Source organism: Sphingomonas panacis (assembly GCF_001717955.1).
GTDB classification, from domain to species: Bacteria; Pseudomonadota; Alphaproteobacteria; order Sphingomonadales; family Sphingomonadaceae; genus Sphingomonas; species Sphingomonas panacis.
On sequence record NZ_CP014168.1, the window covers coordinates 166640 to 185677 of the forward strand.

Annotated in this window: 21 protein-coding genes and 1 pseudogene; 8 read left to right on the forward strand and 14 right to left on the reverse strand. The window is 66.3% G+C overall.

Annotation, left to right across the window (positions count from 1 at the left end):
• Window positions 1–13: 13 nt before the first annotated feature.
• Complete coding sequence (locus J0A91_RS25165; protein WP_420852841.1) at window positions 14–94, reverse strand: hypothetical protein; 81 nt, start codon at window positions 92–94, stop codon at window positions 14–16.
• Between the two features lie 401 nt (window positions 95–495).
• Between J0A91_RS25165 and J0A91_RS00605 the strand changes: the two are divergent.
• Window positions 496–822: pseudogene (locus tag J0A91_RS00605) on the forward strand (helix-turn-helix domain-containing protein); the annotation flags it as partial.
• 269 nt (window positions 823–1091) lie between these two features.
• The gene (locus J0A91_RS00610; RefSeq protein WP_069206897.1) at window positions 1092–1538 is read left to right on the forward strand and encodes an Rrf2 family transcriptional regulator; all 447 of its coding nucleotides are present in this window, start codon (window positions 1092–1094) and stop codon (window positions 1536–1538) included.
• A gap of 30 nt (window positions 1539–1568) precedes the next feature.
• Here J0A91_RS00610 and J0A91_RS00615 read toward each other — a convergent pair whose 3' ends face one another.
• Window positions 1569–2546 carry an oxidoreductase gene (locus J0A91_RS00615; protein ID WP_069203289.1) on the reverse strand — a complete coding sequence of 326 codons (978 nt, stop codon included), beginning with the start codon at window positions 2544–2546 and terminating at the stop codon, window positions 1569–1571.
• 88 nt (window positions 2547–2634) lie between these two features.
• Here J0A91_RS00615 and J0A91_RS00620 point away from each other — a divergent pair, with 88 nt between their 5' ends.
• The 3 genes from J0A91_RS00620 to J0A91_RS00630 all read left to right on the forward strand — a co-directional run bounded on the left by J0A91_RS00620 (window position 2635) and on the right by J0A91_RS00630 (window position 5272).
• Window positions 2635–3555: an AraC family transcriptional regulator gene (locus J0A91_RS00620; protein WP_069203290.1), complete on the forward strand. Its 921-nt coding sequence runs from the start codon at window positions 2635–2637 to the stop codon at window positions 3553–3555.
• 82 nt (window positions 3556–3637) lie between these two features.
• Complete coding sequence (locus J0A91_RS00625; RefSeq protein WP_069206898.1) at window positions 3638–4552, forward strand: oxidoreductase; 915 nt, start codon at window positions 3638–3640, stop codon at window positions 4550–4552.
• Between the two features lie 54 nt (window positions 4553–4606).
• A complete protein-coding gene (locus J0A91_RS00630; protein WP_069203291.1) occupies window positions 4607–5272 on the forward strand; it encodes a TetR/AcrR family transcriptional regulator in 666 nt (221 codons plus the stop codon).
• A 46-nt stretch (window positions 5273–5318) separates the two neighbouring features.
• Here J0A91_RS00630 and J0A91_RS00635 read toward each other — a convergent pair whose 3' ends face one another.
• The 4 genes from J0A91_RS00635 to J0A91_RS00650 all read right to left on the reverse strand — a co-directional run bounded on the left by J0A91_RS00635 (window position 5319) and on the right by J0A91_RS00650 (window position 7764).
• Entirely contained in the window at window positions 5319–5903 is a 585-nt protein-coding gene (locus tag J0A91_RS00635) for a glutathione S-transferase family protein (RefSeq protein ID WP_069206899.1), read from the reverse strand.
• 77 nt (window positions 5904–5980) lie between these two features.
• Window positions 5981–6445 (reverse strand): carboxymuconolactone decarboxylase family protein, encoded by a 465-nt coding sequence (locus J0A91_RS00640; protein ID WP_069203292.1) that lies wholly within the window; start codon window positions 6443–6445, stop codon window positions 5981–5983.
• A 47-nt stretch (window positions 6446–6492) separates the two neighbouring features.
• Complete coding sequence (locus J0A91_RS00645) at window positions 6493–6897, reverse strand: hypothetical protein (RefSeq protein ID WP_240502151.1); 405 nt, start codon at window positions 6895–6897, stop codon at window positions 6493–6495.
• A gap of 87 nt (window positions 6898–6984) precedes the next feature.
• Complete coding sequence (locus J0A91_RS00650; RefSeq protein ID WP_240502152.1) at window positions 6985–7764, reverse strand: SDR family oxidoreductase; 780 nt, start codon at window positions 7762–7764, stop codon at window positions 6985–6987.
• A 273-nt stretch (window positions 7765–8037) separates the two neighbouring features.
• Between J0A91_RS00650 and J0A91_RS00655 the strand changes: the two genes are divergently transcribed.
• Window positions 8038–8700, forward strand: a complete 663-nt coding sequence (locus tag J0A91_RS00655) for an NAD(P)H-dependent oxidoreductase (protein ID WP_069203294.1) — start codon at window positions 8038–8040, stop codon at window positions 8698–8700.
• A gap of 395 nt (window positions 8701–9095) precedes the next feature.
• Here the strand turns inward: J0A91_RS00655 and J0A91_RS00660 are convergent, their stop codons facing one another.
• A complete protein-coding gene (locus J0A91_RS00660; protein ID WP_083224422.1) occupies window positions 9096–10421 on the reverse strand; it encodes a capsule biosynthesis protein in 1326 nt (441 codons plus the stop codon).
• Between the two features lie 223 nt (window positions 10422–10644).
• Between J0A91_RS00660 and J0A91_RS00665 the strand changes: the two genes are divergently transcribed.
• Window positions 10645–12087, forward strand: a complete 1443-nt coding sequence (locus tag J0A91_RS00665; RefSeq protein WP_240502153.1) for an LTA synthase family protein — start codon at window positions 10645–10647, stop codon at window positions 12085–12087.
• Between the two features lie 3 nt (window positions 12088–12090).
• Here the strand turns inward: J0A91_RS00665 and J0A91_RS00670 are convergent, their stop codons facing one another.
• Complete coding sequence (locus J0A91_RS00670) at window positions 12091–12861, reverse strand: SDR family NAD(P)-dependent oxidoreductase (RefSeq protein ID WP_069203296.1); 771 nt, start codon at window positions 12859–12861, stop codon at window positions 12091–12093.
• A 164-nt stretch (window positions 12862–13025) separates the two neighbouring features.
• Here J0A91_RS00670 and J0A91_RS00675 point away from each other — a divergent pair, with 164 nt between their 5' ends.
• Entirely contained in the window at window positions 13026–13637 is a 612-nt protein-coding gene (locus J0A91_RS00675) for a sterol desaturase family protein (protein WP_069203297.1), read from the forward strand.
• On the opposite strand, the gene J0A91_RS24725 is transcribed toward J0A91_RS00675, so the two are convergent.
• The 6 genes from J0A91_RS24725 to J0A91_RS00700 form a co-directional block, all read right to left on the reverse strand.
• On the reverse strand, window positions 13634–13924 hold the full coding sequence (locus J0A91_RS24725) for a glycosyltransferase (RefSeq protein WP_338056994.1): 291 nt from the start codon (window positions 13922–13924) through the stop codon (window positions 13634–13636). The two genes, J0A91_RS00675 and J0A91_RS24725, sit on opposite strands and share 4 nt — an antisense overlap.
• Window positions 13882–14826 carry a glycosyltransferase family protein gene (locus tag J0A91_RS00680; RefSeq protein WP_240502155.1) on the reverse strand — a complete coding sequence of 315 codons (945 nt, stop codon included), beginning with the start codon at window positions 14824–14826 and terminating at the stop codon, window positions 13882–13884. Before J0A91_RS00680 ends, J0A91_RS24725 begins: the two co-directional genes overlap by 43 nt.
• Window positions 14823–16400, reverse strand: a complete 1578-nt coding sequence (locus J0A91_RS00685; RefSeq protein ID WP_069203298.1) for a capsular polysaccharide export protein, LipB/KpsS family — start codon at window positions 16398–16400, stop codon at window positions 14823–14825. Before J0A91_RS00685 ends, J0A91_RS00680 begins: the two co-directional genes overlap by 4 nt.
• Window positions 16401–16472: 72 nt before the next feature.
• On the reverse strand, window positions 16473–17069 hold the full coding sequence (locus J0A91_RS00690) for a histidine phosphatase family protein (protein WP_069203299.1): 597 nt from the start codon (window positions 17067–17069) through the stop codon (window positions 16473–16475).
• Complete coding sequence (locus J0A91_RS00695; RefSeq protein ID WP_240502156.1) at window positions 17060–17905, reverse strand: 3-deoxy-manno-octulosonate cytidylyltransferase; 846 nt, start codon at window positions 17903–17905, stop codon at window positions 17060–17062. Before J0A91_RS00695 ends, J0A91_RS00690 begins: the two co-directional genes overlap by 10 nt.
• Window positions 17898–18893, reverse strand: a complete 996-nt coding sequence (locus J0A91_RS00700) for a KpsF/GutQ family sugar-phosphate isomerase (protein ID WP_069203300.1) — start codon at window positions 18891–18893, stop codon at window positions 17898–17900. Before J0A91_RS00700 ends, J0A91_RS00695 begins: the two co-directional genes overlap by 8 nt.
• Window positions 18894–19038: the final 145 nt, after the last annotated feature.

Consider the following 19038-nt stretch of genomic DNA (forward strand, 5'->3'; position numbering starts at 1 on the left):
TCACCAGCCCCGGCTATCCGCCAGAGGTTTTTCGAGGCGTCCGACCGACATCAAGCGCGCCGCGCGCTTCGACCGAGCGCACCATCGCGAGCACGTCGGCACTGGTGATCGCGCGCAGACCGCGGTCACCGAACGCCGGGAACGCGTCGCGCTAGAGCCGGGTCAGCAGCCGAGTCGCATGGCCAGCATTAAGCGACGCCGCGCGGTTGTCGTGCCACGCCCGCGCGGCAGCTTCGAACGTCGTAACCGGCGCCGGCGCAGCCTTAGCGCCGGGATCTCTGCCCTGCCCCAGCGCAAGCTTGGCTTCGGCGCGACACAGTCGTGCAGCCGCGAGGATTGGCGGAAAGTCTCACAGTTTTGTCTCACGGTCCGAGAGGCACACGGTAGGGCGGGTACGGGTAGCTCCGCCTCCCCCGAGGCTATCTAGTGGATTGATCGTGACGAATGAGTCCTTTTGAGCATTCCGGCGGGCGCTGCATTGTGCGACCAAAGGGTATGCGTAGCGGTATCACCTTCGTCGTCACGGCACCGGATCGGGCTCGGCTTGAGGCTCTCGTTTCGGCACGTGGGTCGCCCCAGAAGCACGTATGGCGGGCGCGGATCGTCCTTCTGTCGGATGATGGGCTGGGCACCGTTGCGATCATGGCGGCGACGGGCAAGTCGAAGACGTGCGTGTGGCGCTGGCAGGAGCGGTACATGGCCGAAGGCGTCGATGGCCTGCTCCGCGACAAAACCCGCCCTGCTGGCATCGCGCCGCTCGAGACGACGCTCGTCGACCAGGTCGTGGCGTTGACGCTCGAGCCACCGGCTCAGGAGGCGACAAGTGCATCTTTACACACGGCACCGTTTAGATAACAAGCACCAAATATGCATCTTTTCGCTGAACCCATTTCCGGCCTTCGAAGGGAAGCTCGCGCGATGACGACCGCCACGATCACCGAACCGAAGCGCTCCCTCGGCGCGCAACGGCCCCCACCTCCGCGCGCGCCGGATCGGGGCTCGCGACGCGAAGGATGGCGAGTGCATACGGAACTTGCGTCAAAGCCGACCCGCCGGCGCCGGGTCGCCGTCGCGATGACCGCGACACCGCGATGCAGCTGACGCGCTACACGGACTATGCGATCCGGATCATGCTGCACGTGGGGTCGCATGACGAGCTGTCTTCGATCGCCCAGATCGCCGACGCCTATCGCATATCGAAGAACCACCTGATGAAGGTGGTCCAGCATCTTGGCCAAGGAGGGTTCCTCGAGACCATCAGGGGCCGGAACGGGGGGCTGCGCCTGGGACGCCCGGCGGAGGAGATCACGCTGGGACAGCTCGTTCGCCATACCGAACAAGGCTTCACCCTGGTCGACTGCTCCACCTGCCTGGTCGCCCCCGCATGCACCGTGCCGCGCATCCTGGGCGAAGCGACGCAGGCGTTCCTCGCGGTCCTAGACCGCTACACGGTGGCCGACATCCTGTCGCGCAAGGTCGACATGCGCAATCTCTTCGGGGGCGCGTCCTCGCTCGGCGAGGTCATGGCGGAGATCTGAGCGGGCGGAGAGGGGCGTTGCCCCCCTGCCCTAGTATGCGAGATCCACACCGGTCAGCTGTCGGCTGACCGTCCAGAGGCGGTCGGCGCTTGAGGGATCGACCGCCCATGCCGCAACGCCCGGCTTACCCACCGCGCCTTCGGTTAGCATGGGAGCAACGTCACTATTCTCGCAGTATACACCCCCCAAGCCATCCAGCCGACCGCTGGTCGCGCACCAGACGGAAGTGGCCGCGCCCTGCTGCGGCGTCTTCATGTCGCGGTCCGGGTCGATGTTCGGGCGGCCGTCGGCGCCCCGCGCTCCGAACGTATCGATCTCCTCCTCGGTCAGATGACGCGCCAGCGGGCCTAGGACAGAACCCGGGTGGACTGAAAACGCTCGAATGCCATGGGCCTCGCCAAAGCCGTCCAACGCGAGAGCGAACAGGATGTTGGCCGTCTTGGATTGACCATATGAGACCCATTTGTCGTAAGCGCGGCGATCGAAGTTGATGTCGCCGAAATCGATGTCGGAGATCTGGTGTCCGCGCGACGAGAGTGACACCACCCGCGCGCCGTCCGCCCTGCGCAACGCAGGCCACAGACGGCACGTGAGCCGGAAGTGGCCTAGGTGGTTGGTCGAGAACTGCGACTCGTTCCCCTGAGCGTCCCGCGCGAGAGGAGTCGCCATGATCCCGGCGCTGTTCACGAGTATGTCGAGTTTCTCGCCGCTGGCGATGAACCTCTGGCTGAACGCGTCGATCGACTGCGGGTCCATCAGATCCATCTGCTCGATGGTCGCGCCCGGCACGACGGACAGGGCGTCCTGGGCGCGGCGCGGATCCCTCGCGGGAATGACGACCCGCGCGCCGGCTCCCGTTAAAACCCGCGCGGTCTCAAGCCCGAGGTGCGAATGGCCACCGGTGATGATGGCCGTCTTGCCCGTCAGGTCGCTGCCGCCGACGACATCCTCGGCCGTGCTGTGAGCGTCGTAACCCGAGCCGATTGGGTGCTGCTTGCTGCTGGTCATGATCAATCTCCTCAGTCACAGGAGGTAACGGCTGCGGGACGGATATCCTATGCTTGAAAGTCGCGTATTCTGTCGCGATAATCCAAGGATGACAGACCCCCTGACCGACGTTCTATCACTGCTGGAAGCACAGAGCTCCGTCTCCACGGGGCTCAGGGCTGGAGGAGACTGGTCGCTGCGCGTCGGGCGGCACGAAGGCCTGAAGTTCAACGCCGTGCTTTCCGGCCGCGCATGGCTCGCGATCGAAGGCCGGGACGAAGCGATCGAGCTGAAGGCGGGCGACTGCTTCCTGCTCGCTCGCGGGCTCCCGTTCACGCTGGCGACCGACCTCGCGATATCTCCTGTCGACGCAGCCGACGTCTTCGGCACCGATGCGCCGATCGCAACCATCGGTGATGGCGCCGACTTCCACGTGGTCGGGGGGAAGATGGTGCTCGACCCCACGTCCTCGGCGATCCTGACCGATACCCTTCCGGACTGCATTCTGCTCCCGAACACGTCACCTGGCGCGACGTCCATGCGATGGCTCCTCGAACGCTTCGTGGCCGAGGCCGATGGGGTCGAGGCCGGTAACGGCGCAAGCGCAGCCAATCTGATGCATCTGATGTTCATCGAGTTGATCCGCGCGCATCTCTCGCGTTCCGGTGAGAGCAGCGAAGGCTGGTTGTACGCCTTGTCCGATCCCAAGGTCGGAAAGGCCCTGCGCCTGATGCACGCCGCACCAACCCATCATTGGACGCTCCCGGAACTAGCGGATTCGATCGCCATGTCCCGATCAAGCTTCGCACAGCACTTCCGTTCGCGGGTGGGGATGCCCCCGCTGGAATACCTGCTGAGATGGCGGATGCGATTGGCGCGGCGCGATCTGCAGAAGCTGCGCCAGCCCATCGCCGAGGTCTCACGGCGATACGGTTACGGATCGGAAAGCGCGTTCGGCAACGCCTTCAAGCGCGTATTCGGCGAATCTCCGCGCCGTTCGGTCACTGCGCGGCCGACGCCTGGGAGGTAGGCCGCCGACTGCGGCATCATCACGCTTGCAAAAGACCGCCGGTCTCTTATGTGCGGTCCATCATTGGATGGGGTGCGATACGATGCCGTTTACCGGACACGACGTTCCGGATCTCGCCGGGAAGACCGCGCTGGTCACGGGGGCGACCGGCTTGGGCTTCGAGACCGCGCGCGTGCTGGCTCATGCCGGAGCGTCGGTGATTCTCGCAGGGCGCGACGACGACAAGGGTGCCCGCGCCGTCGGCCGTATCCGGCAGCTCACGCCGAAGGCACGGACCCGCTTCGCCCGCCTCGACCTTGCCAGCCTGACCTCCATTAGCAGATTCGGCGAACAGGTCGGTGACGCGCCGATCGACATCCTGATCAACAACGCGGGTGTGATGGCGCCGCCGGCGCGAAAGCTCACCGCCGACGGGTTCGAACTGCAGCTGGGAACGAACCATCTCGGCCACTTCGCGCTGACCGGCACGCTGCTGCGCCTCCTGTTGAAGGCCGCCGCGCCGCGCGTGGTTTCGATCTCTTCGGGCATCGCGGCGATGGGCCGCATCGATTTCGACGACTTCCAATCCGAGCGCTCCTATGTCCCCAACACCGCCTACATGCAGTCGAAGCTCGCCAATCTCCTGTTCGCCCGCGGGTTGCAGATCCGCAGTGATCGCGGGGACTGGAACATACTCTCCGTCGCCGCGCACCCCGGTCACGCGCGAACCGACCTGATCGAAAACGGCGCCGGGCGTCCCACGGGGTTGAAGTCGGTGTTGATCAAGGTCCTACAGGCGGTCGCTTCGCACGATGCGGCTTCCGGGGCCCTTCCCGGGCTCATGGCCGCGACGGCTCCGGCCGTCCAGAAGCTCGATTACTTCGGTCCCATGGGTCTGTTGAACCAGAAAGGGCCGCCGGGCTTGGTCAAGCTGCCTTCAAGGGCGCAGGACGATCCGGTCGCCGAGCGGCTCTGGTCGGTTTCCGAAAAGCTGACGGGCGTGCGCTTCGCTGCCTGAGCCCGCTTCCGCACAAGGAGGTTGCGTTGCGCCCTCCCCTGACGAAGGTCGGGGATGACCGACTTCAAGCGCGCCCGCCAGACCGATCAGAAGAACGCACGGCGTCGAAGCCTGCTTGACGCCGCGGCGGACCTCTTCGACACGGGCGGGCCGACCGGTGCAGGCATCAACGCGATCGCCGCCCACGCCGGTTTCACGAAGTCGAACGTATACCGCTACTTCGAGAGCAGGGAACACGTTCTGCTGTCCCTCTTCCTCGAGGAGTTCGAAGGCTTCTCGCTAGCCGTAAGCGAACGGATCGGGAGTTTGCCGGCTGGCGACGTCGGAGGCATCGCGGACGCGATGACGACCGGCTTCCTCGATCGTCGACGCCTCTGCAAGCTCGTCGCCATCTTCGGCACCGTTCTGGAGCAGAACGTCTCCGCCGATACGATCGAGGCGGTCAAGTCGGTCCTCGGTGGCCTGACGGTGCCGCTGGTCGAAGCGATGCGCCAGCGCCTTCCCGGCGCCACGACCGAAGATTGCCAGTGGGCCTTCGCCATGACGACGTCGCTCTTGGCTGGCATGTGGCCGGGCGTGTGCCCGTCGCCGGCAGCCGCAGAGGTCTTGGCGAAGTCCGAGTTCGCGCGGATGACTCTGGCGTTGGATCGCGAGTTCAAGCGTGCGCTCGAGGCGCTGCTTTGGAGCTTGGTCGCCACGCCCCGCGATAGCGCTGATTGATCGTCCGATGACGAGGGGGCCGCGCGATGGCACGCGGCCCGCCAACTCAGCGCAGTCCTTCAGCCTCTAGCGTCCTTTGGACTGCGGGCCGCGCCTTCAGCCGCTCATAAAGCGCTAGAAGCTGAGCGGGTGCGGCGATCCCGAACTTCTCCGCCCACATCATCGTGACGAAGAGGTAGAAATCGGCGACGCTGGGAGAGTCGCCGAAGAGGTATTCCGTCTGAAGGGAGTCGGCGAAATACGACATCCTCTTGACGATATATTCAGCCGCCGCAGCCTTGTCGGCGTCGCTGCCGCCCCTCCAAAATGGCTTGAAGCTCTTGTGGATCTCGGTCGAGATGTAGGCGAGCGCCTCAAGGAGGCGCGTCCGCGAGAGCCCGTCGCCGATGCCAAGCTGCGGATACTGCTGGGCGAGAAAATCGAGCACGGCGATGTTCTCGGTCAGCACTTCACCGTCATCTAGGACGATCGCCGGCACGTAACCCTTGCTCGTGATCGTATTGAAGTCGACGCCGCCCGCGGTCACCTTACGCTTGAGATCGACGCTTTCGCTTTCGAATACCACGCCCGCTTCGAACAAGGCGATGTGGCCGGCCAAGCTGCATGCGCCCGGGCAATAATAGAATTTCATGTTGGATTCCTCCATCGGTTCACAACCGAGGTCCGCCGGCAAAGACGGCGGACCTCGCTACATCCAGGCGGCCGGGATCAGGCTGCCGCGGCGACCGGCGCATCGACGGGATGCACGGCGCGGAGGCCGATCTGGACCTGGTTCCAGAAGTTGATCGCGCCGATGAGAACCGTGAGATAGGCGATCTCATGATCGCTGAAGTGGCTCTTCAGCGGTGCGTAATCGGCGTCCGGCGCATTGGTCTTTGCGATGCGGGTGAGCGATTCGGTCCACGTGAGGGCCGCGCGCTCACGGTCGGTGAACGAAGGGGATTCCCGCCAAGCTGACAGAAGGTGGATCCGCATGGCGGACTCGCCGCTCTTAACGGCATCCGTGGCGTGCATGTGGATGCAGTAGGCGCAGCCGTTGATCTGCGAAGCGCGCAGCTTCACCAGTTCGACCAGGCTGTGCTCCAACCCGGAATTGGCGACGCTGGTCTCCACGGCGATCATGCCCTTCATCGCGTCGGGGGCAGCCTGAAAGATGTTCATGCGAGGTGTCATGGTCGGTCTCCTGTATTGGTTGATTGCGTCGATGATGACGCGGGTGGTCAGCGCGTGGCGGCCGTGCTGACGGCACGGCGGCCGTCACCCATCGCCCACAGCGTGATAAAGATGCCGAGCGCGGCCGGGAGCGTGACTGCCGGGAAATCCCGCACCAGCGCGGACGGACCGCAGATGCCGACCGCCACCTCCCAGAAGTGGAAGAGGGCGTGACCCGACAACCATAGGGAGGGGGCGGTCCACAACGCCGTCCGAAGCGCGGGCTTCCCGGCGCCGCACAGGTAGGCCGTCCCGACGAAGAGGAAGATCAGCCCGATGTCGCGGATGAAGTGTTGGTTGAACGGACCAGTGGTCGTGACCCCAGGCACCGCGAAATACCAGTTCGCCGGCGTATAGAGCATGTAGAGTCCGTTGCCGATCGCCAGCACGCCCATCAGACAGGCGATGCCCACACATGTTTTCCTGAGCATATCTGCCCCTCCCTCAAACCGGTTTGGCGCAGCGGCAGGCCGGAGCGTCGTCCTCGCCAGCCGGCGCGCTCACTTGCGTGAGGCAGGCGGGGGCACGTTCTCCAGCCACCAATCGAACTTGGTCGATCCGAGCTTCGCGTCCCGGCCGGGAATGAGCGATTCCTCTTCTAGCTTCACACCGAAATAAGCGGCGTCGGGATCGGTCACCACCGTGCGGGGATCGTTGTCGAACGCCAGGACGCGCGCGACCAGCTCGTCGATATGGAACTTCTCGGGACCGCCCACCTCGACCGTTCCGTTCGCGGCCGGCGCGAGCGCGGCCTCGACGACCGCGTCAGCGACGTCCTCCGCCGCCATCGGTTGGATGTAGGCATGGGAAAGACGGACCTCGTCGCCGACCGTTCCCGATTGCGCGATGCCCCGCAGGAACTCCATGAACTGCGTCGCATGGAGGAGGGTGTAGGGGACTGACCCCGACTTGATCAGCGTCTCTTGCGCGAGCTTCGCACGGAAATAGCCCGACCCCTGCAGATTCTCGGTGCCGACGACAGACAGCGCCACGTGCAGGCCGACGCCCGCAGCGACCTCGGCGGCGGCGAGGTTCCGTCCCGCAGTCTGGAAGAAGTCCATCACGGCCTGATCCTCGAACGAAGGCGAATTCGCCATATCCACGACGGCCTGCGCACCCGAAAGCGCATCAGCCAGGCCTTCACCCGTGATCGTGTTCACACCTGTGTTCGGTGCCGCCGCGACCGCCTCATGTCCGAGCGCCTCGAGCTTCTGAACGACCTTGGAGCCGATCAGACCAGTCCCTCCGATTACGACGATTTTCATTGCGATGTCCTTCATCTCGATCGGGCTTGCGGGACGCGCGGATGGCGGCCTGTCGATTGGCAGATACCGTCGCAGAGGCGGAGGCACGAGCACCGAGACTTGCTAAAGGCAGTGTACCAATCCTAGGGCCGCGACCGCGAAGGCCGTCTTGGTACATCGCTAGCGTCACGTTTCGGTTCTAACGCGACGTTTTGCAGCGTGATCTAAGGGCTTTGCGCGGTGTGGGGGATCCCATCCCGCGATACCAAGCCAGGGATCAGCCTGGCCTTCTTCGCTAGAGAGCAACGAATGGCGCACAACGGCGACGGAACGGTCGAGGACTTCCAGGACGCAACCTTCATACCGGGCATCCTGGCGATGGCCGACAACCTCGACGCCGGTTCCGATAACCAGCGGCTGATCGATCTCGCGGTCGCATGCGCGGCCAGCTTGGGGACGGACGTGACGATACTGGATCTTCGCGATCTGGACCTCCCCGATTACCCCAGTGCCGCCGAGCAAGGTGGTGATCTGCCGCAGGGGGCATACGCGTTCCGGCAGCTTCTATGCGCACACGACGGCCTCCTCATAGGGCTACCGTCCGACGAAGGGGACTGCGGGCCTCTGCTGCTGAATGCGGTGGCATGGAGCACCTGCCCGGAGTTCGGCTTAGACGCCCGAGCAGCCTATGCGGGCAAATGCGCGACGTTGGTTTCGGCGACCAACAGGAGCGAACGTATCGAACGGCAAGTCGCGGAACTGACCACGAAGCTCTCCCTGCTCGGTGTTCTCGTTCTGCCTGAACCGCCGCCGCCACCGGCCGCCACCACCAATCCCGCAACAGAAAGCGGGCCCGGCAAAGCAGCACGGTGGCAACTGGAAGACCAGATGAACGTCTTCATCAGGACTATCAGGTGGGCTCAAGGCCAAGCAAGACTTGGTTCTACCGCGATCGACGTGGACGACGCGTGACGGCTGGTTCTTCTCCGGCCCCAACGGCGAGATCGTGGCTGCATCAGTATCACACTTCCAATGCCTGCAACGCGACGCTAGATCAGTGTCATCATCAACCGCGCCGGTACAGCAAACAGGTACCGCGTGGCCAGAATTGCCGAGGCGAATCCGCAGTTTTCTGCGGCTTTCGGAATATGGTAGCCCGTACCGTAGGGGTCACCATTTTAAAGAACCGTCGGTATTCTGGGCTAGTGCTAAAAGCGCCCAAAGCATCAAGCCATGAGCTTCGCGGTGCTGGCTGCTGCACGCTCTCGAAACGTCCACGCCATCGGACCCATGCAGCCATAGAAACTTCGATATGGTCGCATGGACTCAAATGAAGCGCCTTCGAAGCCTCCAGGCGCCTCAAGGCGCTACAATCCGGGCAAAGCCTCATCGCGCGCGCGAATGCCCTTGGCATGAAGCGGCGCCTTAATCCCGGTGGGCAAGGCCTGCAACGGGCTCCCGGTCTCAAAGCGCGCAAGCACCCCCTGCGTCACCTTGTCGAGAGCCTCATCCGAAAAGAACCCACCGGCCACCAAACAGCGGTCGATCAGCACGCGGCAGAAGGCGGCGAAGGTCGCCGCATCGGGCTTGCCAGGGTCGCGCCAGAAATCGTCGAGCCGACCTTGGAAGGTCACGTCCTCGATATCATACACCGCCTGCCCTAGCGCGATCACCGGCACGTCGAGCGCCAACGCGAGTGTGCCGCTGGTGCTGTTGATCGTCACGACCCCTTCCGAATCGCGCGCGACGGGCACGATGTCGCCGGTTTCGAGATAGTCGACTCGCTCACCCACGCCGTGCAGCTTGGCGAGCGCCGCCGTTTCAAGCCGCCAGTCGCGCACGCCGTTGTCGAGCGGGTGTTCCTTCACCACCAGCCGCATGTCGGCGGGGGCGTGCGCCGCAAACGAGGCGATCACCATGCGCAAAGCATCGGCGATCCCAGCGAACGAGGAGTGCAGCCGGATCTGCGCGTCCGAATCGAGCTGGAGCGGGAACAGCATGTAGCGGGGGCGCTCGGCGGCGAGCTTTGCCAGCACCGCCTGCGCCCGCTCCGCCGACGCCTTGTTGCGCAGCAGCCGCCGCGCCCAGCCCATCCCCTCGACCAGAGGATGCCAGGGGCGGTGATTCTCCCAGAACGGATAATACCAGCGCGTCAGCACGTCGGCGACGTTATAGGCGAGCCCTTCCAGCGCGCGGCGACGGAACGAGGACGGAACCGGGTGATGCTGCGGCGCGGGCGGCAGCGACGCCGCTTGGGCGCGATACCAGGCAGCGTCGCGCGGCAGCGACGAATGGCCGTTCACCCCGCCGAGTTCGAGCGTGACCCAGTCGGGCCGGATATAGCCTTCCTCGAAGACGTGGACCGGCACGTGCAGATCGCGGCACAATGCTGTCGCCGCCATATGCAGCGGCCGGCAATCGCCGAACAGCACGACATCGGTGATCTGCCGCTCGGCGATGATCTGGCGGAGCGCCTCGGGCCAGTCCTCGGCGCTGCCGCGATAGTCGATCCCGTTGGGCAGGCGCCAGAACAGCCGGTCGCCGCCGTTGAAATTGACCTTATGGACGCCGTAACCCGCGCGGCCGAGCGCCTGCCCGAGCCGGCGGAAGAGCGGCCCCATCAGCCCCTGCAACAACAGGATGTTGCGCTGGGCGAGCGGCTGCGGGATGCCGGGGGCGGCAACCTGCGGCATCAGCGCCGGGGCTTGGGCGGGCAGTTCGGGCAATCAAACGTTCCTTCTTCGTCCCCGGCGATTCTCTGAACTCGTCGCCGGTGCGGCGGGCCATATAGATCACGCTTGGTCTTTCAAGTCGCGGCGCGGTGACAGCCGGCAGGACGACCGCTATAGCCGCCGCGTCGCTTCTCTCTCATGGGCGCGCGGCGTGGCATAATCGAGGCTGGCAACGCGACCAATTGTGGCAAAGACTGTGATGTATTTGCTGGCGACGCTGGTCGTGTCGCTGCTGCTCGACTCGATAGTGCGGCCGCGCCCGGTGCGCGGGCGGCGCGGTGTCGGTGCACTACTGCATGTGCTGGTGATGACATTCGCGTTCGGAGTGTTCCTGACGCTGGCGGGCAATGCGGCGGTCTCGGCGGTGCTGGCGTGCGCGCTGATGGCGGTCTTCACGGTCGCGTCGAACGCCAAGTACAAGATGCTCGGCGAACCCTTGGTCTTCTCCGATCTCGCGTTGCTCGCGGCGGTGGTGCGTCACCCGCGTTTCTATTTCACCGCGATCTCGGCACGTCAGCGCGTGTTGATGGCGCTCGGCGCGGTGGCGGCGCTGGTCGCCCTGCTGTTCCTGATCTCGCTCGACGCGTCGCCACATCTGACGGGTGCGGTGATCTTGCTGGCGGCGAGCGGGGGATTGTGGCTGGCGTTGCGGAGCGGATGGGTGGGCGGCGTGATGCGCGTGCCCGACCTGGAAGGCGACCTGCAACGCTACGGGCTGGTCGCGACATTGCTGGTGTACTGGCGGCGCTGGCGCGAGACGGCGGACCCGCCGGCCTGCCTGCCGAGTGCGGCGACCGCCCCTGCCCCGCCCGAGGTGATCGTGATCGTACAGTGCGAGTCATTCGCCGATCCGGTCGAGATCGGCGGCGATGCCAGCCTCGCCCTGCCCGGCCTGACACGAGCGCGTGGCGATGCGTGGCAGCATGGCGACCTCGCGGTGAGCGGCTTCGGCGCCTATACGATGCGGACGGAATATGGCGTGCTGTTCGGGCGCAGCGAGGCCGAACTGGGCTTCCGCCGCTACGACCCTTTCCTGACCGCCCATGGCGAGACGACGCTCGCGCTGTCGGCGCGGCTGGACGGGGCGGGGTATCGCGGCATTTTCGTCCACCCGCACGACCTGGGCTTCTACGGGCGCGACCGGTTGATGCCGGCGATCGGCTTCGAGCAGGTGATCGGCGAGGACGGCTTCGCGCCGGTCCCGCCGGACGCTGGCCGCTATGTCGATGATCGTACTCTGGGCGCGAAACTCGGGGAACTGGTCGCGGCGGCGCGCGGGCCGACCTTGCTCTATGCGGTGACGATGGAGAATCACGGCCCCTGGGACGCCGGGCGCGTGCCGGGATCTCCGGGCGGGCTCGACGCCTATCTCCAGCATGCGCGCAGCAGCGACGCGATGCTCACGGGTCTGATCGAACGGCTCGGTGCCGATGGCCGCCCGGCGCTGCTCGTGTTCTTCGGCGATCACCGGCCGAGCATTCCCGGCGTCAGCATGCCGGGCGGAGCGCGGCATACGCCTTATGTCATGATGCGCTTCGCCGCTGGCGGCGTGCCAGTGTCGGGCGCCGGCCGAGTTGATCTTACGCCCGACGAACTCCACCACACGATCCTGCGCTGCGTGCAGTGACGTTCAGCGCTCCGGCGGCGTGAGGCTCAGCAGCAGTCGGTCGCGGAAGACTGCGGGCAGCAACCGATCGAACCAGCGCAGCAGCGCGAAGGGCCACGGTAGGATCGCGTGCGCGCGCCCATCCTCCGCGGCGCGGGCGATTCGCGCGGCGGCGTCGGCGGGTTGCATCAGGAAGGGCTTGGGGCCGGGCGTGCGCCGCGCCGCCGCTGTATCGATGAACCCGGGCGAAACCAACGTCACGCGAACGCCATGCGGCTTCACCCCGATCCGCAATGCCGCGGCGAAGCGCGCCAGCCCCGCCTTCGCCCCCGAATAGCCCGCCGCGAACGGCAGTGCATGGAAGGCCGCGGCCGACCCGACCAATACGATCCCCCCGGCCCCGCGCCGCGCCATGCGATCGGCAAGCGCCGCCGCCATCGCCGCTGGCGCGACGAAATCGACAAGCCCGAGCCGTATGATCTGCGCGGCATCCTCAACGCGTGCGCCCGGTGCGCGGGTATCGCCCAGCCCCGCGGCGAAGATCGCCAGATCGATCGCGTGCGCGGCATCATCGGTTTCGAGCGCTGCGACCGCCGACGCGCTGTCGGAAAGGTCGAGCATGCGAAGTGCCACAGTCGCGCCGGTGGCGCGACACGCGGCGGCGACGGCTTCCAGCCGCGCGGCGTCCCGGCCCCACAACAGCAAGCTACGGCCGGGCACGGCGTAATGTCGCGCCAGTGCGCCACCGAGGCCACCCGACGCGCCCGTGATGAGGATATGGTTTGGTGGCGTCATCAACCTGTCATCTATCCGCTTCGAAAGTGTTGCTTTTGTGCATTCGGCCCCGAAGCAATGCAGATTGGCGGATTTTTGCTGCGTCGCAACTTGACAGTCGACCTCCGGCAGTGCCCATACGATCCGGACGTGTACGCGTCGATCCGGGAAGAGCGAAACTGTCAATGATGAAGTCCGGGTCCAGTCCCCAGCGCATAAGGCTGTTCCAGAACGATCTGCTCGAACGCTTTACGTTGATTTCTCCTATCGTGTTCGCCGTGACATGGGCGGTGTTTCTCGCGATCGCGATTCGCGCAAGCTGGGGCGTGGCAAGCTTTCTGCCTTCGGTCGCGCTGGTCGCGGCGGGGCTGCTGATCTGGTCGCTGTTCGAATATGCGATGCACCGCTTCATCTTCCACCTCAAGCTGCGGTCCAAGTTCGGCCAATGGCTGATCTTTCTGACTCACGGCAACCATCACGTCGTCCCCGGTGACGGGATGCGCAACATCATGCCGCCGATCGTCAGCGTGACGATCTCGTGCGGGGTGTGGGCATTGCTGTACGCGGCATTCGGCCCAGCGGGATCGGTGATCTTTCTCGGCTTCGGCATCGGCTACGTGGTGTACGACAGCGTACATTACGCCTGTCATCAGTTCCCGATGCGGGCGCCCGTGCTGCGGCAGTTGCGCAAACACCATATCCGGCACCATTACGCCAAGCAGGAGGGCAATTTCGCGATCACCGCGATCTTCTGGGATCGCGTGTTCGGCACCGAGGTTCCCACCAAGAAGCGCTAGGTTCGCAGCGCCTCGATCGCGGCGCAGACGATCGCGATATGATCGTCCCACGTCGGCGCACGCCATGCGGTCAGGCGCTCGCGTTGCGCCGTATGAAGCGGCCCGTTACGAAAATGGTCGAGGATCGCCGCGCGCCAGCCGGGACCGTCGAGCGGATCGATGAAGTCGGGCGCATCGCCGCCCGCCTCGCGCAACGCTGGCAGATCGCTGCAAATCACTGGCGTTCCGACCGACAAGGCCTCCGTCACCGGCATGCCGAATCCTTCCGCGAACGACGGCAGCAGCAGCGCGCGCGCGCGCCGCGCAGCAGATCACGCAGGGCGCCGTCGGAACAGCCGTTACGCTCCTCGACATGACCGACCAACGCCGGGCAGCGTTCGAGCATGTCGATCACCTGCTCATTCTCCCAGCCGCGCCGCCCGACGATAACAAGGCGTGGCACCGCGCTCGCCGGCAGGGATTCGGCCATCGCGCGCCACAGGTTGAGCAGCAGCAGATGGTTCTTGCGTGGCTCGATCGTGCCCACGCAAAGGAAATAGGGGTCCGCGGGGACCGGGTTGGGAGTCACCGCTAAGGGCATGTCATGCGTGCCGAGCAAGGCGACGTGCGTTGGCACATCGCGCCCTGCCTTCTCCAGCCAGGGCCTGAGCGATTCGCCGGTGGCGGCGGAGTTGACGATCGCCCCATCCGCGAGCGCGGCGACCGTCTCGATTCGCCGCTGGTGGAGCGCGGCGCCATTCGGCCGGGCATATTCGGGATAGTCGATCGGGATCAGGTCATGGACGAGGCAGAGGAAGCGCGCCTGTTCGCGCGTGAGGATACGCCGCACCAGATCGGGCCTGGTGAGGTGATGCGGCGAGGCCTGCACATAGACGCTGCCCGGTACGGGACGCGGCGCCTCGGGCCGCAGATCGAGCAATGCCGGTAACACGGCCGCGAGCGAACGTGGCTTGGCATCCCCGTCCTCAAGCGCCCAGCGCTCTTCGAGCATGTCGAGGAAGCGCAGCGCCTTGGCGGCGGGCAGTCGGCCGTATCGCCCGACCGGATGGACGATCGCGAAGCGCAGCCCGTCACCATACCGCGCGTGCAATCCGCGCGCATAGGCCATCTCGACCCGATCGACGCCCGACGGCGTATGATGCCGCACCCGCGACACCAGCCGCGACAGATCGAGGATCACCTCGCTCATGGCCGGCGCCTCACCAAGCGGCCCTGCACCTGCTTGAGGCGTGTCACCCAGCCGAGCCGGTTGTGCGCGGCGCCGGCTTCCATGCGCCGGATCAACACCTCGGGCGCGCAAGGCAGCCCGATCACCGGATCGAGATAGCGCGGATAGGCGATCAGCACGCCAGCGACGAGCGCGTCGAGCGTCAGCGCCCTGCCGCGCCGGTCGGGGACGGCTGCAAGATCACGCGTCAGGCCCCAGCCCGCATAGAATGGCACGCCGTGGCAGGTGACCTCACACCCGCGCAGCAGCGCCTCGAACCCGGTCAGCGAGGTGAGGACATGCACCGCATCGACCGTGTCGAGCAGCGGCGCCATGCCACCGCCGCGCACGATGCGGTCGGCATGGAGAAGCGCATCGGCATCGCGCACCGCGCCGATACGGTGACCGGCATCGACGTCGGGATGGGGACGGAACCAGATTTCCGCGTCGGGTTCGAGCGAGCGCGCACGCCGCAGCACTTCGAGATTGCTCGCCAGCCCTGCCCCGCCAAGCCGTACCGACATATCATCCTCGACCTGCCCCGCCACCAGCACGAGCCGGCGGTTGCCATCGCGCGCCGGGGCCGGCTGCGCGGCATCCTGGCCGTATTTGCTGATCCCGGCCTTGACGATCGTCTCCCGGAGCCGAGCAGCGCGGGCGAGCATCTCGGGCGCGAAATCCTCGTTTGCGAGCAACGTTTCCAAGTCGCTCGGATGCGCTGGATCATAATGGATGCCAAGCCGATCGACTGCGATCGAGGACGGTGGCACGAGGTTGCTGCCGAGCCCGACCGAGCGCACAAAGCCGTCCTCGACCCGCACCAACGGCACGCTACGCGCGGCAGCTTGCGCCACCAGCGCCGCCGAGACTCGCGAGGGCCACACCGCCAAGGCGCCACGTTGCCGCTCGGCATGTGCCAGCGCCGCGCGTTCGGAGCGGAAGAATCGCAAGAGGTGTTCGGGCGTCCACAGGAAACGCGCGATCTCGCGGCGTTTCCACCAACTGAAACCGCAGCCCGCGACGATGTTGCGGTTGGCGGTGAAGATGCGCCGCCACGCACCGAGCAGCGCAATCGTCGCATCGAGGGTGGTGTCTTCGCCGGTGTACGGATCGCGGTAGCACACGCTCGCGAGGTCGTCGGCAACGCGGCGGCGTAGCGTCGCCAGATCGTCGCGCGGCACGCCGAACCGACCGGCGGAGAGAATGCGCACCCGACATCCCGCGATGATCGCGAGTGCGAGCCATTCGTCATCGCCATGCGCCACCAATGTCGATCCGGCGTCGAGCAGAGACCACGGATCAACCTCCGCCGCCCGATCGATCAACAGCGCGTTGCCCACATCAGCCGGAGCGGCGGCGGCGCGCACGATCACCGTCCCGTCGCCGCGCTCGACCGACCGCGCCCAGAACGTACCGCCGACGCGCGCCGCGCCGATCGCAGCGAACAGGCGGTCGATCGTCTCGGGCGCGAGCGTGTCGGGCGCCACCGCGCCCGATCGTGTCACGGCGGCGTCGATCCCCGGAAACGGGGGCGCGCGGAGCAGCGACGCGTCCATAAGGTCAGCCGAGGCGCACGCGGATCATGCGTGGCGCTTTCGGGGAAGCACAGCCACGATGCAAGCGCCGGATCACGGCCGGCGGTCCCAGTCAAGCAGCCGCAGCCCGTCCGCATCCCGAACGATCACCCCATACGCCCCGGTTCGCAGCTTGAGTGATGGCAACGCCGCGGCCTGTCGTTGCAGCGCCGCGTCCGAGCGGAGCGCGAAGCGCGCCGCGCCGTTGCTGGTGACGATCAGCACGCGCCCTGCGCCATGCGTCCACAGGTCCCGCCACCCCGCCAGCCTGCGCTCCGCATCGACGCTCCACCCGTCGGGTACGCGCGCCTCCGCATCCCAGGCGGCGAGCGCATCGTGGCCGATACGGGCGACCACCGCATCCTCGGTCGCGCCTTCATCAGGGCCGTGATCGATCTCGGTGAGCCAGTCGGCGTGTTCGATCACAGGCGCCTCGGGCTGCGCGGCGAGGATCGCCTCGGCGGTCTCGCGTGTGCGCAGCAGCGGCGCTGCCAGCGCGCGCTCGAACCCGTGCAAAGCGCCCCCCAGCGCGCGCGCCTGCGCGTGCCCGCTCGCGACGAGCGGCAGATCGGTGCGCGCGCCGATCCGGCGTGCTGGCTCGCCCGGTTCGAATGTGTTGCCGTGGCGGACTATCGTGACGATCAGGTCCATGACAGATGCGGCTCGCCATGTTCGGCGATCAGCGCTTCGGCCATCGCGACGTCCTCGGGCGTATCGATCCCCGACATCGCGTGGCGCGGCGGTGCGACCGCGACGGTGAGGATATCCTCACCCGTTTCGAGGAAGCGCAACTGCTCGAGTCCCTCCAGCACCTCATACGGGGTCGGCGCGGTCTGCTCGAAGCCTTGCAGCGCCGCGAAGCGATAGGCGTAGAGGCCGATATGGCGGAACACCGGCGACAGTTCACCCATGCCGCGTAGCCGTGCCTCGTCTCGGATCGCCGGAAGGACGGTCTTCGAGAACCACAAGGCGCGATCATCAGCGCGCCGAACGCAGGTCGTACCGCTGAACGGGGACGCCAGCTTATGCGCGCGCAAAGCGTCGAGCGCCGCCCAGTCGAGCTGCACCACCGGCGTCGCCACCCCGCAGGGCGAGTCCCGCAGCGCCGCGATCAGCGCGGCGATCATGCCGGGCGCGGCGAACGGCGCATCTCCTTGCAAATTGACGACGATCGGCGGCGGCACCGTCCGCCCGCGCGCGACCGCCCAGGCACGGCCCGATCCTGACGTGATCGCCGAATCGGTCATCACCGCCGCACAGCCGAGTTCACAGGCGTGGTCGAGGATGCGTGGATCGTCGGTCGCGACCACCACCTCGGCATTGCCGACGCGGGCCGCGCCCTCGCGCGCGATCACGATGACACGTGACAGCAAGGTGCGCCCGGCGATCAGCACCAACGGCTTGCCGGGGAGCCGGGTCGAGCCGTAGCGGGCGGGGATCACGATCAGGTCGGGCGGTGCGTCCTCCGCCGCGCGCGTGTCAGGCAACGCCAGCCCGCAGCATATCGTGGAGGTGGACGACGCCGACCAGCCGCTGATCCTCGCAAACGAACAGCACCGACACGGCCTTTTCGTTGAGGATGCGCAGCGCGTCCGAGCTCAGCGTCTCGGGGGCGACCACGATCGGCGTCTGAGTCATGTGGTGGCGGATATCGTCGCCGAGATGCTTGTTCGCGAAACTGCGTCGCAGATCGCCGTCGGTGAACGCGCCGACCAGCCGGTCCGCCTCATCGACGACGGCGGTGCAGCCGTAGCGCTTCTGGCTCATCTCGATCATCGCGTCCTGGAGCGTCGCGCCGAGCCGCACCACCGGAACTTCCTCACCACGCGCCATCAACTGCACGATGGTGACGAGTTGCGCGCCGAGCCGGCCGCCGGGATGGAAAGTGAGGAAATCGGACCGCGTGAAGCCGCGCCGCTCGATCAGCGCGACCGCGAGCGCATCGCCCAGCACAACCTGCACGGTCGTCGAGGAGGTCGGCGCGAGTTGGTTGGGGCATGCCTCCTGCACCATCGGCAGCGCGAGGCAGATATCGGCGGCGCGGCCGGCGGTGCTGTCGGGTCGCGCTGTCGCGACGATCAGCTTGACGCCGAAGCGGCGGCAATAGGCGATGATGTCGCCCAGCTCGGTGGTCTCGCCCGACCAGCTCATTGCCAGCACGATGTCGTCATGGCCGATCGTGCCGAGATCGCCGTGGCTGGCGTCGCCGGGATGGAGGAACAGCGCCGGCGTGCCGGTGGAGGTCATCGTCGCGGCGATCTTGCGCGCGACGAGGCCGCTCTTACCCATGCCGGTCACGATCAGCCGGCCGCCATGTCCGCTGATCGCGCTGACGGCAGCGGTGAAGCTCTGTCGGAGGGGGGCGACATGCAGCGCCTCTGACAGCGCGCGGAGCGCATCCATTTCGATGCGCGTGGTGCGCAGGGCGGACAGCAGGCCGGGTTCGTCCGCTCCGCTGGTAGCAATCGCCGGCATAACATTCCCCAATGGCGGCGCTTTAAGCGTCTCGCGGCTGTCCTAGAAGCGCATCGCATTGACTTCCAGCGCTTTCGCGGCGCAGGGAAACCAATACGCGACCGTCTGTTGTTCTTGAGAGACAGTTTCCCGCGTGGCAAGTCTA

Bases quoted from the DNA above. Each gene is read 5' to 3' on its own strand.
- J0A91_RS00610 (WP_069206897.1), top strand. From the start codon at position 1,092: ATGCAGCTGACGCGCTACACGGACTATGCGATCCGGATCATGCTGCAC.
- J0A91_RS00615 (WP_069203289.1), bottom strand. From the start codon at position 2,546: ATGACCAGCAGCAAGCAGCACCCAATCGGCTCGGGTTACGACGCTCAC.
- J0A91_RS00620 (WP_069203290.1), top strand. From the start codon at position 2,635: ATGACAGACCCCCTGACCGACGTTCTATCACTGCTGGAAGCACAGAGC.
- J0A91_RS00625 (WP_069206898.1), top strand. From the start codon at position 3,638: ATGCCGTTTACCGGACACGACGTTCCGGATCTCGCCGGGAAGACCGCG.
- J0A91_RS00630 (WP_069203291.1), top strand. From the start codon at position 4,607: ATGACCGACTTCAAGCGCGCCCGCCAGACCGATCAGAAGAACGCACGG.
- J0A91_RS00635 (WP_069206899.1), bottom strand. From the start codon at position 5,903: ATGAAATTCTATTATTGCCCGGGCGCATGCAGCTTGGCCGGCCACATC.
- J0A91_RS00640 (WP_069203292.1), bottom strand. From the start codon at position 6,445: ATGACACCTCGCATGAACATCTTTCAGGCTGCCCCCGACGCGATGAAG.
- J0A91_RS00650 (WP_240502152.1), bottom strand. From the start codon at position 7,764: ATGAAGGACATCGCAATGAAAATCGTCGTAATCGGAGGGACTGGTCTG.
- J0A91_RS00655 (WP_069203294.1), top strand. From the start codon at position 8,038: ATGGCGCACAACGGCGACGGAACGGTCGAGGACTTCCAGGACGCAACC.
- J0A91_RS00660 (WP_083224422.1), bottom strand. From the start codon at position 10,421: ATGCCGCAGGTTGCCGCCCCCGGCATCCCGCAGCCGCTCGCCCAGCGC.
- J0A91_RS00670 (WP_069203296.1), bottom strand. From the start codon at position 12,861: ATGACGCCACCAAACCATATCCTCATCACGGGCGCGTCGGGTGGCCTC.
- J0A91_RS00675 (WP_069203297.1), top strand. From the start codon at position 13,026: ATGATGAAGTCCGGGTCCAGTCCCCAGCGCATAAGGCTGTTCCAGAAC.
- J0A91_RS00680 (WP_240502155.1), bottom strand. From the start codon at position 14,826: ATGAGCGAGGTGATCCTCGATCTGTCGCGGCTGGTGTCGCGGGTGCGG.
- J0A91_RS00685 (WP_069203298.1), bottom strand. From the start codon at position 16,400: ATGGACGCGTCGCTGCTCCGCGCGCCCCCGTTTCCGGGGATCGACGCC.
- J0A91_RS00690 (WP_069203299.1), bottom strand. From the start codon at position 17,069: ATGGACCTGATCGTCACGATAGTCCGCCACGGCAACACATTCGAACCG.
- J0A91_RS00700 (WP_069203300.1), bottom strand. From the start codon at position 18,893: ATGCCGGCGATTGCTACCAGCGGAGCGGACGAACCCGGCCTGCTGTCC.